The following is a 12,266-nucleotide window of genomic DNA, read 5'->3' as shown; positions in this document are numbered from 1 at the left end:
GTCAGCGGTCTTCGGCCGCCGACTCGGCTTCCTGGCTTGCCCAGTTGCAGCCCCCGACCGGTACGATCCCGGAAAGCCGCCGTCCCCATTTCCCGCGCGGCATCATCCGCTACGAAGGTCATCCATGCCCCACAGCCAAACCTCTGCACATCGAGACAGCCTGGCCGGCGTACGCCTCGCGCGCGGAGCATCGCCGTGGCTTCTCCCGACCGTCGCCACCGCAGCCGTCAGCCTCCTCCGCGCCCGTCGCTCCGGCGCCGCGAAGGCCGTCGCCCTGCCCGCCACCGCGCTCGCGGCGGGCATGCTGTGGTTCTTCCGCGACCCCGAGCGTGAGATCGCCCAGGGCCGTGTCATCTCCCCCGCCGACGGTGTGGTGCAGAGCATCATGCCGTGGAAGGACGGCCGCACCCGCGTCGCGATCTTCATGAGCCCGCTCAACGTCCACGTCAACCGGGCGCCGCTGTCCGGCGAGGTGACGTCGGTGGAGCACATCCCCGGTGGCTTCGTTCCCGCCTTCAACAAGGAGAGCGAGAACAACGAGCGCGTAGTCTGGCATTTCGACACCGAACTCGGCGACATCGAGATGATCCAGATCGCCGGCGCGGTGGCCCGTCGCATCGTGCCCTACGTCCCGCAGGGCACGAAGGTCGAGCAGGGCGACCGCATCGGTCTGATCCGCTTCGGCTCGCGCGTCGACATCTACCTGCCCGAGGGCGTGGAGGTCGCGGTCGAGGTCGGGCAGAAGACCGTGGCTGGGGTGACTCGCATTGACCGTGATTGATCCGGAGACCCAGGCGGGCTGGGTGCCCGAGGCCGACGAGGTCGGCGACGACGAGGAGGAGATGCCGCTCTCTCTCCGCCTCTCGATAGCGGACACCCTCACGCTGGGCAACGCCACGTGCGGGTTCATGGCGGTGTACTTCACCACCACCGGCATCCTGATCCCGCATCTCACCGGGGACGACCAGTCGGCGGGCATGGCGCGGCACAGCGCCGCCACCGCGGTCATCCTCATGCTCTGCGCGGCGGTCTTCGACCTGTTCGACGGCCTCGTCGCGCGCAAGCTGCGCTCCTCCCCCATGGGCGCCGAGCTGGACAACCTCTCGGACCTGATCAGCTTCGGCCTCGCGCCGGCGTACTTCGTGCTCGTCTACGGCATGGTGGCCGACGACGCGTACCAGAAGGTGGCCGCGGTCGGAGCGGTGGTGGTCCTGCTGGCGGTGGTGCTGCGGCTGGCGCGCTTCAGCTGCGTGACGCCGCCGAACGGCATGTTCCAGGGCATGCCGTCGCCGTTCGGTGCGCTGACGGTCGTCTCGATCGTCCTCCTGGAGCTGCCCTTCTTCGCGACGCTCCTGGCGATCCTCGGCACGGCCTGGCTGATGGTGAGCCGGGTCGAGTACCCGAAGCCGCGCGGGCGTCTCGCCGGGGCGATGCTGGCCTGGATCGTCCTCTCCATGGGGCTCCTGGCGGCGTGGGCCTTCGACGCCCCCGGCGGCCAGCTCCTCCTCCAGACCGGCTGTGCGCTGCAGCTGGTGATGGGTGCGGTGATCCCCCTGTTCGCCACGGCCCGCCGGGTGAACAACATCCGCGACAACAGGCGCGAGGCACGGGCGGCGCAGCTGCCCTGAACCTCGTGACGACCCGAAACGGGTGTGCCCGAGCCTGCGAGGCTCGGGCACACCCGTTTCGGGTTCAAGGGCATACGGCGTTTGCCTTTGACCGGTCAACCACCCCCGGCCGGGGCCGAGTTGCACAGGGCGAGACAGGGGAGGACGGTGGAATCGGGCTGAACTTTACGGGGATTTGTCCCTATTCGGGGATGGGGATCGCCCCCTCTTTCGAATAGGAGGACAGCCATGGCCTCACTCACGGTCAAAGACCACTCCGTGCCGCACATCTCGACGATCCCGATGGTTCCGGCGAATCCGGGACAAACAGTACAGCTGTTCGTGCGCGAATACCGGAAGAACGGTGGACCCCAGCCGCCCCCCGTGTTGATGCTGCACGGCCGGAGCGTGCCCGCGGTCGCGGGTTTCGACCTCGTGGTCACCGGTTCCGGCGGCTCCGACATCCGGTACAGCTGGGCACAGCAGCTGGCCCAGCACGGCTTCGACGTGTTCTTGATGGACCTCCAGGGCAGCGGACGGACACCACGGCCGCTGCCCATGGACAAGCCCTGCAACGCCAATCCGGCCCAGCAGGAGTCGGTCCTCGTGCCCAACCCGCTCCCGGCCAAGTGCGCACCCCGGTACGGGTACCAGCTCGGCAACTCCGAGAGCGAGGAGGCGGAACTCGACACGGTGGTCAAGTTCATCAAGGCCCAGACCGGTACGACCGGCCCGATCGACTTCGTCGGCTGGTCCGCCGGCGCCCTTGTCATGGGCCCCTACACACTCAAGCACCCCGAGAACGTCAAGAGCCTGTTCCTGCTCGCCCCGATCTTCCCGCCCGAAGGCCGCTGGTCCGGCAACGCCACGAAGCCGTTCGGACGTCCTGCGGAAGTCACGACACTGCCCATGTCCACGCCTGCCCTCACGTTCGGTTTCCCGATGCACGTCGCCAGCAAGACCGGTTTCAAGATCGGCTGGGACAAGGAGCAGGCCAGCCCGCTCCAGCGGGAACCCGGCATGGGAGACATCGTGTGGGACGCCATGATGGCCAACGACCCCCTGGGCAGCACCTGGGGACCGATACAGCCGTCGGGTGGCGCCGAGGGCGTCCTCCGGTACCGGAACACCTACTGGTGGGGCTGGAACAACCACACCGTTCCGCTCAAGGACGCCGCGGGCCGGTACATCCTCGGTGACCGGGTGCCCGTGATGATCGTCTACGGCGAGATGGACCGGACGGCCAACACCCCGCCGAGCCCACCGATGCCGGCGATCCTGAACTTCTCCGTCCCTGCCCTGTACAAGGCGATCCCGGGACCGAAGAAGCTGATGTTCGAGCTGGCCGACGCGGGACACTCCATGGTCTGGGAGCGCCCCGCCAAGGTCGTCCACCACATGTCCCAGCAATGGTTCGACAAGCACCGCGCGGAGGACCAGACGACCGGCAGCTTCTACCGGGACGACGACGGACTGCTGACCCAGCTGGAGTAGCCCGGCTCAGCTCAGGAAATCCCGCGCGATCTGCTCGGCGACCCGCTCCAGGATCGGCCCGGCGTCCGCAATGCACTTCACCACGTCCGGCTCCACCTCGGTCAGCGGGTAGGCGCGGCGGATCCCGGCCCGGCCGAGGGCCGCCGGCGGCAGGGCGAGGCGGCCGCACACCGCCACGACCTCCTTGTCGGCGGCGCGCGCCGCGGCCGCCACTCCGGCCGGCGCCTTCCCGTGCAGGGTCTGCTCGTCCAGCGACCCCTCGCCCGTGATCACCAGCGAGGCCCGTTCCAGCGCGGGCGCGAAGCCCAGGACGTCGAGCATGACCTCGATACCGGGCCGGAAGCGGGCGCCGAGCAGCAGGGCGCCGTATCCGATGCCCCCTGCGGCCCCCGCGCCCGGCGCGGCCGCGTACTCGACGGCGCGCGGGCCGGTCTCGGCCTCCAGGACGTCGACGAAGTGGCTCAAGGCCTCGTCCAGGGCCGCCACGTCGTCCGGTGAGGCCCCCTTCTGCGGGCCGTACACGGCGGGCGCGCCCTTCGGGCCGGTGAGCGGGTTGTCGACGTCGCTGGCGAGGACGAGGTCTATGCCGGACAGGCGCGGGTCCAGGCCGGACAGGTCCACGCGGGCCAGGTCGGCGAGGCCGCCACCGCCCGGCGGCACCGGCTCGCCGTCCTCGTCCAGGAACCGCGCCCCGAGCGCCGACAGCATCCCGGCGCCACCGTCGGTCGTGGCGCTCCCCCCGACACCGAAGACGATCGTGCGCGCACCCGCGTCCAGCGCGGCCCGCAGCAGCTCTCCGGAACCGTACGTGGAGGCCGTCAAGGGCGCGAAGACACCGGACGGCAGCCGTTGCAGGCCACTCGCCTCGGCCATCTCCACCACCGCGGTGTCGCCGCGCAGCGCGAACGCGGCGGTGACCTCCTGCCCCAGCGGCCCGGCGACCAGCCTCTCGTGCCGTTCGAAGCCGGCGGCGACCGCGGCGGCCACGGTGCCGTCGCCGCCGTCCGCGACGGGCAGCGCCTCGACCTCCAGGCCGGGCACGACCCGCCGGAGCCCCGCAGTGACCCGTTCGGCGACCTCCACGGCCGTCAGCGAGCCCTTGAACTTGTCCGCGGCGATGAGCACGCGCTGTGTCACCTGTATCCCCTTGCTCTCCGGGCCTCGCACATGTCAAGGCCAGTCGCGCCGCTGTGACCTTAACCGGAGGACACCCTCGCCGTCATTCCCCGACCGAAGCCTGGGAAGGGCCTGGGAGCCACCTGGGAAATCGGGTAGACCACAGCCATGGGCAACGACGGCACCGCCGGCCCGGACCTCGCCGACCGGGTGCTCGGCGGCTGGGTCGGCCGGATCGCGGGCAACATGCTCGGCAAGCCGGTCGAGCGGGGTGACGTGTGGACCAGGGAACGCATCGACCGCTACCTACGACGGGCCGCCGCGCTGCCGCTCACCGACTACCTCCCCGAGCCCGCCGACGAGAGCGACGGCGACGCGCTGCGCCCGGAGTGGCGGCAGTGCGTGCGCGGCCGTATCCACGGCAGCTGCCGTGACGACGACGTCGACTACGCGATCCTCGGCCTGCACCTCCTGGAGACCCACGGCTTCGGTTTCAGCACCGAGCAGGTCGGCGAGCTGTGGCTGCTGCGGCTGCCGTACCTCCAGACGTTCACGGCGGAGCGGGCCGCCTACCGCAACCTCGCGAGCGGACTGAAGCCGCCCCTCACCGCCACCTACGACAACCCCTACCAGGAGTGGATCGGCGCCCTGATCCGCGCCGACATCTACGGCTGGACCTGCCCGGCCGACCCGCACCGGGCCGCCGCCCTGGCCCGCCGGGACGCGGTGCTCTCCCATGCGGGCAACGGTGTGTACGGCGCGATGTGGGCCGCCGCGCTGATCTCGGCGGCGTTCACCGCGCCGACCGTGCGGGAGGCGATCGACAGCGCGCTCACCGTCGTACCCGCGGGCTGCCGGCTGGCCCGGACCGTGCGCCGGGTGGTCTCCCTGCACGAGACCCGGATGAGCTGGGAGGACACCCTCACCACCGTCTCCGCCGAGACCGCGGGCCTCGGCTGGATCCACACCGTCCCCAACGTGGCCGTGCTCACCGCCGGGCTGCTCTACGGCGCCGGCGACTTCACCCGGACCATCACCCTCACCGTGCGCGGCGGCCTGGACACCGACTCCAACGGTGCCACGGCGGGGTCGGTGGCCGGGGTGCTGACCGGCGCGGCGGCCGTCCCGGACCAGTGGAAGGACCCTCTGGAGGACACGGTCCGCAGCGCGGTCTTCGGCTTCGACGGGGCCCGCATCAGCGACCTGGCGGAGCGCACCGTGCGGCTCGCCCGGACGGGCCCCGCGCCCGCGCTGGTTACCCTTCCTGGGTGACCACGACTGACGACTACGCCGCGTACATCGCGAGCCTCCCCCGGATCCTCGCCGGGGCGGCCGCGCTCTTCCGGGACGCCGAGGGACGGGTGCTGCTGGTCGAGCCCAACTACCGGGAGGGCTGGGCGCTGCCCGGCGGGACCGTCGAGTCCGACGACGGGGAGACCCCGCGCCAGGGCGCCCGCCGGGAGACCCTGGAGGAGATCGGCCTGGACCGGGAGATGGGCCGGCTGCTGGCGGTGGACTGGGTGCACGGCACGGGCCGGCCGCCGGTCGTCGCCTATCTCTACGACGGCGGTGTCGTCACCGACGCCGACCTCGGGGCGATCCGCCTCCAGGAGGAGGAACTGCTGTCCTGGCGGCTGGTCCCCCGCACGGAACTCACCACGTATCTGGCGGGCTCCCTGGGCCGCCGCGTCCTGGCCGCGCTGGACGTGCTGGACGAGGCCACGGGCACCGCCGAGCTGGAGAACGGCCACCGCGCGGGGTGACCCCGGGCGCGGGCGACAACCGTTCGCCACCCGCACCGGGCCCGTCCCGCCCTCGAACACACGACCAAGCCCCGCGTCGCCATCCTCGGCGGCGCCGGCATCTCGACCCACAGCGGGATTCCGCCTCCCGTACGCAGGGCTTCGGCTGACAGGGACAGGGCGCAGGTGGACAAGTCGGTGGCAGGCTGACCGCCGGTAGGGGACGATCACGACGGGCACGCCTCGCCGCTGTCCGGGGTGGCAGCCGTCCGGGAAGCGGCATGGACGCTGGGAGCGACCAACCCTGTCGCACATCACGTCACCAACGTCGTCGTAACGGCATGGGCGGACGACTCCTGCGGTTCCGTCTCCTACGACGACACCGCCGTACGCATCGCCGACGGCTGGCGGATCAGCCATCGCAGGGTGTCGCCGCGCCGGACTCCCTTGGGAGGGATGACACAGCCCGGCTAGAACCAGGCACCTGTGGCCGGCACCATCCGAACGCAGCATCACAACTCAGCCACATCTCTTACACATAATCCGGCCAACGTTCATGATCGTCGGCATGAGAAAGACCCTCACCCTCGCCGCAGCGGCCACCGTCCTCGCGGCCGGTCTCGCGGGCTGCGGCAATAGCGACTCCGGCAGCAGCGACGCAGTACCCGCCAACGCCGCCTCGCCCAAAGCCACAGCAGCACAGACCACGTCCCGGACCGCGCAGACCGCGTTCACCAAGGTCTCCACCAGCGTGAGCACGGCGAAGCTTTCCGGAACCGTCACCGCGGAAAACGACCCGAACCACCTGCTGGGCCGCCCGAATCAGTACACGTCGAAGGTCACATTCGATGACACGCGGATCTCGGCCGGCGACGTCAGCGGCACCGACAAGGGTGACGTCGAACGCGGCGGCGCCATCGAGGTGTTCGGCAGCGCGGCCGACGCGCAGGCTCGCGCGAAGTACATCCAGTCCGTCACCAAGTCGATGCCGATGCTCACCGAATACGACTACGTCCACGGCGCGGCCCTTGTGCGGGTGTCCCACTACCTGACCCCGAAGCAGGCTGCCGACTACAAGACCGCCGCCGACAACCTCGGCTGAAAGGAACCGCCTCGCGATGGTTCGCCCCGCGTTCCTTCAGCTACTTCGCCGTACGCCCGCCAGCGGGATTCGGTCGGAGCGGTGCGCTGATATCCGTTCGCCTCCGTCCGCACAGGCGTCCTAGTCTCGGCCCATGAACAAGCCTCTCGTCGCCATCCTGAGTGGCGCAGGCATCTCCACCGATTCCGGGATTCCTGACTATCGCGGTCCCAACGGGCTGTGGCGGAAGGACCCCGAGGCCGAGAAGCTCGTGACGTACGAGTACTACATGGGCGACCCGGAGATCCGGCGCCGCTCATGGCAGATGCGCCGCAGGAACCACACACTCCAGGCCGAGCCGAACGCCGCGCACCGGGCGGTGGCCGACCTGGAACAGTCCGGCGTGCCGGTCAGGGTCATCACACAGAACGTGGACGGACTGCACCAGCTCGCCGGCATGCCCGCCCGAAAGGTGCTCGAACTGCACGGCTCGGCACGCAGTGTCGTGTGCACCAAGTGCCATGCGCGGGGGCCGATGGTGGACGCGATCGCCCGGGTCGAGGCCGGCGAGGAGGATCCGCCGTGCCTGGCGTGCGGCGGGATCCTGAAATCGGCGACCGTGATGTTCGGCGAGAGCCTCGACCCGGTCGTCCTCGGTGAAGCCCTCGCCATCAGCAAGGCCTGCACCGTGTTCATCGCCGTCGGCAGCAGCCTCCAGGTACAGCCCGCGGCCGGCCTCGCGGGGGTGGCCGCCGACCACGGCGCCCGGCTGGTCGTCGTCAACGCCGAGCCGACGCCGTACGACGACCGGGCCGACGAGATCGTCCGGGATCCGATCGGGACCGCGCTGCCGAAGCTGCTCGCGGAGCTGCGGGCCGGCTAGAAGAGACCCGCGCCCCGCTCGAAGTCCAGCAGGCGCTGTTTGCGGGGCAGGCCGCCGCCGTAGCCGGTGAGGCCGCCGTTCGCGCCGATCACGCGGTGGCAGGGGATGATGATGCCGACGGGGTTCTTCCCGTTGGCGAGGCCGACCGCGCGGGAGGCCTGCGGATTGCCGAGGGCGTCGGCGAGTTCACCGTAGGTGCGGGTCTCGCCGTACGGGATCCTGGTCAGCTGGTCCCAGACGCTGCGCTGGAACGGGGTACCGGTCAGGCGCAGTTCGAGGGTGAACTCCTTCAACTCGCCCGCGAAGTAGGCGGCGAGCTGTTCCTCGGTCCCGGCGAAGAGGTCGTCGTCACGGGCGCCGAAGGTCTCCTCGGGCGGGCGGTGGCGTTGGTCCTCCATGTAGAGGCCGCAGAGGGTGCCGTCCTCGGCGACCAGGGTGAGGGGGCCGTAGGGGCTGTCGGTGACGGTGTGGTTCTTCACGGCAAGGTCCTTACACGGGAAGGAAGTTGATCGGGTGGCTGTCGGTCGCCCACAGGTACTGGACCGCGTAGGCCCGCCAGGGGCGCCAGGCGGCCGCGCGTGCGGTGAGGGCGGCCGGGGTGCCGGGCAGGCCCAGCTCCTGGGCGGCGCGGCGGATGCCGAGGTCGGTGGGGAGGAAGGCGTCGGGGTCGCCGAGGGCGCGCATGGCGATGACGTCGACGGTCCAGGGGCCGAAGCCGGGGAGTTCGAGGAGCTTGGCGCGGGCCTCCGCCCAGTCGCTCTCCACGCCCAGGTGGAGGGTGCCGTCGGCGAGTTGGCCGACCAGGGTGGTGAAGGTGGTACGGCGGGTGCGGGGCATCGCCAGGGACTCGGGGGGCAGTTCGGCCAGCGCCTCGGGGGTCGGGAAGAGGTGGGTGAGGCCGCCCTCCGGGTCGTCGACCGGGGTGCCGTGGGCGGTCACCAGGCGGGCCGCGTGGATGCGCGCGGCGGCCGTGGAGACCTGCTGGCCCAGTACGGCCCGGACCGCGAACTCCGCCTCGTCGACGGTGCGGGGCACCCGGCGGCCGGGCGCCTTGTCCACCAGCGGAGCCAGGACGGGGTCGGTGCGCAGCTGGTCGTCGACCGCGACCGGGTCGGCGTCCAGGTCGAGCAGCCGCCGGCAGCGGCTGATGGCGACGGGCAGGTCCCGCAGATCGCTGAGGGTGAGCCGGCAGGCGATGTGATCGGGCTTCGGGGTGAGGGCCGCGATGCCATGGCCGTACGGCAGCCTCAGGGTCCGCCGGTAGGCGCCGTCCCGCCACTCCTCGACGCCGGGCACGGCGGTGGCCGCGAGGTGGCCGAAGAGGTTGTCGGGGTTGAGGGGGGCACGGAAGGGCAGCCGGAGGGTGAGCACGCCCGGGGCGAGATGCGCCGAGCGCGGGCGGCGGTCGCGCAGCTCGCTCGGGGACAGCGCGAAGACCTCGCGGACGGTGTCGTTGAAGGTGCGGATCGAGGAGAAGCCGGCCGCGAACGCGATCTCCGCCATCGGCAGGGCGGTCGTCTCGATCAGCAGGCGGGCGGTCTGGGCGCGCTGGGCCCGGGCGAGGGCCAGCGGGCCGGCGCCGAGTTCGGCGAGGAGCTGGCGTTCGACCTGCCGGGGGCTGTAGCCGAGGCGGACGGCGAGGCCGGGCACGCCCTCGCGGTCCACGACTCCGTCGGCGATGAGCCGCATGGCGCGGGCGACGAGGTCGGCGCGCTGGTTCCACTCCGGGGAGCCGGGGCTGGTGTCGGGGCGGCAGCGCTTGCAGGCCCGGAAGCCGGCCTGCTGGCAGGCGGCCGCGCTCGGGTAGAACGTCATGTTCTCGGGCTTGGGCGGAACCACCGGGCAGCTGGGCCGGCAGTAGATGCGGGTGGTCAGGACGGCCGTGAAGAACCAGCCGTCGAACCGTGCGTCCTTCGACTGCACGGCCCGTACACAGTGCTCTCGGTCGAGGTTCGTCCCTTTCTGCATGGGTCCAGCATCGACCACCGGGAGGGGCCGGTGCTGGCGGAAATCCGACACGTAGGTGAGCGGGCCTGCGGCTGCGTGACCGCCCCTCGGCGAAGGCGCGACCGCAGGCCGGGCTCACTCCGTCCCGTCCCGCCGGGCGCCCCGCACCGACCGCACCCGCTCCGCCGCCACGCTGAATCCGACCATCGCCCCGCCCCCGGCTCGCCGGGCCGCGGACACGGTTCCCCCGTGGACCCGCGCCACCTCCCGCACGATGGCCAGGCCGAGCCCCGAACCGGGCAGGCCGCGGGCCGTGTCGGCGCGGTGGAAGCGGTCGAAGACACGGGGGAGGTCGGCGGTGTCGATGCCGGGCCCCCGGTCGGAGACGACGACCGCGCCCGCCCGGATGCGCACCTCGATCGGCTCGCGGCCGTCGGGATCGAACTTGGCGGCGTTCTCCAGGAGGTTCCCGACGGCCCGTTCGAGGGCGTACCGCAGGCCCTGGACCACCGAGCCGTCGGAGTCGACGTGCACCAGCCGTCCGGTGCGACGGTACACACGCCGTGCCCCGCGTCCGGCCAGCTCGGCCAGGTCCACGGGCTCGTCGGGCTCGTCCCGGCTCCCGGCGAGGGCCAGTTGGACGAGTTCGTCGACGAGGAGTCCGAGCTCGCGGGTCTCGCCCTCGACGTCGTCGAGGAGCCGGGCGTGGGCGTCCGGGGCGAGTTCGGTCGCCCTGCGCAGCACGGTGGCGTTGGTGAGCAGGCTGGTGAGGGGGGTGCGGAGCTCGTGGGCGGCGTCCTGGACGAGCTGTTCCTGTGCCTCTCGTGCGGCGGTGAGCCGGGCCAGCATGCGGCTGAACGACTCCGACAGCCGGCCCACTTCGTCCCGGCCGCCGGCTCCGGCGATCCCGCCTCCCGGGCCGGCGGCGTCGGCTTCCCGGGTGAAACCCGTCCCGTCGAGGCCGGCCAGGCTCTCCGTGCTGACCTGCTCGGCGGTCCGGGCCAGCTGTTCCAGGCGCCGGGCGAGGCGCCGGGCGAGCAGCCAGCCCGCGCCGGCCGCGAGGAGGGTGACGGTGAGGGACGCGCCGGCCATCTCCCGGGCCATGCCGCCGAGCACGTAGTGCGTCTGGTCGATCCGCACGGCGACCTGGAGGGCGCCACGGTTGCCGCCCAGGGCGGTGGTCAGTCCCCGGTAGGTGTGGCCGCCCACGGCGGACTCGGCGGTGTCGGTCCGGCCGGGCGCGCCCGAGGCGGCGAGGCCGCGTACGGCGCCGGACACCGGAAGCTCGACGGGCGGTCCCCCGAGGTGGCTGGTCGTGCCGTCCGGAGCCACGGACCGCACGACGAGCTGCCGTTCCTTCTCGTCGCCGGGGCCAGGCAGGTCCGGCCCGGGGTAGAGCGCGGGGCCCCGGGTCATCGCGTCGACGACGGCGAGTGCCCCGGCCCTATCCCGTACCACGGCCACCGTGGTGGATTTCAGGGTGCGGTCGGTCTCCGCGAGGACGCGGTCGGAGGCGGCACGGTAGCTGAGCAGCCCGACCAGGGCGGCCACCACGGCGCCGACCGCGGCGAAGGAGAGGGCGAGGCGTGCGCGCAGGCTCATGGGCGGCGCACCGCGTAGCCCACCCCGCGCACGGTGTGGATCAGCTCGGGCGCCCCGGCGTCGGCGAGCTTGCGCCGCAGGTAACCGACGTAACCGGCCAGGTTCCTGGCGTCGACTCCGGCGCTCTCCCCCCAGACCCGGTGGTAGAGGGTGGCGTGATCGAGGACCAGGCCCTCGTTGCGTACGAGCAGTTCCAGCAGATCGAACTCGGTTCTGGACAGGGCCAGTTCGCACTCCGCCCACCAGGCCCGGCGTTCGGCGGGGGCGACCCGCAGGGCGGCGACCCGCAACGCGGAGGGGAAAGGCGCGGGGTCCGGTACCGGAGATCTCCTGAGCAACGCGCGTAAACGGGCGAGCAGTTCGGGTACCTCGAACGGCTTGCACAGGTAGTCGTCGGCCCCGGCGTCCAGGCCGGCCACCCGCTCCCGGGTGCCCGCTCTGGCGGTGAGCAGGAGAAGCGGGGTGCGGTCGTCGTCCGCGCGCAGCACGCGGCACACGGCTACGCCGTCGACGTGCGGCATCATCACGTCGACGATCAGCGCGCTGAAGACGTCCCGGCGGGTGCGGGCCAGGGCCTGCACTCCGTCGGTCGCGGTGACGACGTCGTACCCCTCCAGCTCCAGGGCGCGCGCCAGGGACTCACGCACCGCGCGATCGTCGTCGACGACCAGGACCCGGTCCGCCGCACGGCCAACTCCAGTCGATCCAGGCGTAGTTCGCAATCCGTTCACAGGACACCCTCCGGGCTCTCACGCAACGCGGAACTCATTTCTTACCCGACTCCCGATCCCCTC

13 protein-coding genes are annotated in these 12,266 nt (G+C 71.8%); 8 read left to right on the top strand and 5 right to left on the bottom strand.

Annotated features, from left to right (window positions below):
* Positions 1–124: 124 nt before the first annotated feature.
* The 3 genes from ACGFZQ_RS10225 to ACGFZQ_RS10215 all read left to right on the top strand — a co-directional run bounded on the left by ACGFZQ_RS10225 (position 125) and on the right by ACGFZQ_RS10215 (position 3,101).
* Positions 125–781, top strand: coding sequence for a phosphatidylserine decarboxylase (locus ACGFZQ_RS10225; RefSeq protein WP_351698945.1), 657 nt, complete (start codon positions 125–127; stop codon positions 779–781).
* A 22-nt stretch (positions 782–803) separates the two neighbouring features.
* Positions 804–1,628, top strand: coding sequence for a CDP-diacylglycerol--serine O-phosphatidyltransferase (gene pssA, locus ACGFZQ_RS10220; protein WP_351730949.1), 825 nt, complete (start codon positions 804–806; stop codon positions 1,626–1,628).
* 228 nt (positions 1,629–1,856) lie between these two features.
* Positions 1,857–3,101, top strand: coding sequence for an alpha/beta fold hydrolase (locus tag ACGFZQ_RS10215; RefSeq protein ID WP_393839947.1), 1,245 nt, complete (start codon positions 1,857–1,859; stop codon positions 3,099–3,101).
* A gap of 6 nt (positions 3,102–3,107) precedes the next feature.
* Here ACGFZQ_RS10215 and ACGFZQ_RS10210 read toward each other — a convergent pair whose 3' ends face one another.
* Positions 3,108–4,226, bottom strand: coding sequence for a glycerate kinase (locus tag ACGFZQ_RS10210; RefSeq protein ID WP_393840369.1), 1,119 nt, complete (start codon positions 4,224–4,226; stop codon positions 3,108–3,110).
* Between the two features lie 159 nt (positions 4,227–4,385).
* On the opposite strand from ACGFZQ_RS10210, the gene ACGFZQ_RS10205 reads away from it, so the two are divergent.
* The 5 genes from ACGFZQ_RS10205 (at position 4,386) to ACGFZQ_RS10185 (ending at position 7,923) form a co-directional block, all read left to right on the top strand.
* A complete protein-coding gene (locus tag ACGFZQ_RS10205; RefSeq protein WP_393839946.1) occupies positions 4,386–5,489 on the top strand; it encodes an ADP-ribosylglycohydrolase family protein in 1,104 nt (367 codons plus the stop codon).
* Positions 5,486–5,980, top strand: a complete 495-nt coding sequence (locus ACGFZQ_RS10200; RefSeq protein ID WP_393839945.1) for an NUDIX domain-containing protein — start codon at positions 5,486–5,488, stop codon at positions 5,978–5,980. Before ACGFZQ_RS10205 ends, ACGFZQ_RS10200 begins: the two co-directional genes overlap by 4 nt.
* A 237-nt stretch (positions 5,981–6,217) precedes the next feature.
* Positions 6,218–6,433 (top strand): hypothetical protein, encoded by a 216-nt coding sequence (locus ACGFZQ_RS10195; protein ID WP_393839944.1) that lies wholly within the window; start codon positions 6,218–6,220, stop codon positions 6,431–6,433.
* Positions 6,434–6,527: 94 nt separating this feature from the next.
* The gene (locus ACGFZQ_RS10190; protein ID WP_393839943.1) at positions 6,528–7,061 is read left to right on the top strand and encodes a hypothetical protein; all 534 of its coding nucleotides are present in this window, start codon (positions 6,528–6,530) and stop codon (positions 7,059–7,061) included.
* A gap of 133 nt (positions 7,062–7,194) precedes the next feature.
* Entirely contained in the window at positions 7,195–7,923 is a 729-nt protein-coding gene (locus ACGFZQ_RS10185) for an NAD-dependent deacetylase (protein ID WP_393839942.1), read from the top strand.
* Here ACGFZQ_RS10185 and ACGFZQ_RS10180 read toward each other — a convergent pair.
* From ACGFZQ_RS10180 to ACGFZQ_RS10165, 4 genes are all read right to left on the bottom strand, one after another.
* A complete protein-coding gene (locus tag ACGFZQ_RS10180) occupies positions 7,920–8,402 on the bottom strand; it encodes a methylated-DNA--[protein]-cysteine S-methyltransferase (protein WP_351730201.1) in 483 nt (160 codons plus the stop codon). The genes ACGFZQ_RS10185 and ACGFZQ_RS10180 overlap by 4 nt on opposite strands.
* 10 nt (positions 8,403–8,412) lie before the next feature.
* Positions 8,413–9,891: an AlkA N-terminal domain-containing protein gene (locus ACGFZQ_RS10175; protein WP_393839941.1), complete on the bottom strand. Its 1,479-nt coding sequence runs from the start codon at positions 9,889–9,891 to the stop codon at positions 8,413–8,415.
* A 114-nt stretch (positions 9,892–10,005) separates the two neighbouring features.
* Positions 10,006–11,472 carry a sensor histidine kinase gene (locus ACGFZQ_RS10170; protein WP_393839940.1) on the bottom strand — a complete coding sequence of 489 codons (1,467 nt, stop codon included), beginning with the start codon at positions 11,470–11,472 and terminating at the stop codon, positions 10,006–10,008.
* On the bottom strand, positions 11,469–12,194 hold the full coding sequence (locus ACGFZQ_RS10165) for a response regulator transcription factor (protein WP_393840368.1): 726 nt from the start codon (positions 12,192–12,194) through the stop codon (positions 11,469–11,471). Before ACGFZQ_RS10165 ends, ACGFZQ_RS10170 begins: the two co-directional genes overlap by 4 nt.
* Positions 12,195–12,266: the final 72 nt, after the last annotated feature.

This window comes from Streptomyces sp. NPDC048254, assembly GCF_043201895.1.
GTDB lineage: Bacteria > Actinomycetota > Actinomycetes > Streptomycetales > Streptomycetaceae > Streptomyces.
This window is presented reverse-complemented; position numbering and strand designations above follow the sequence as displayed.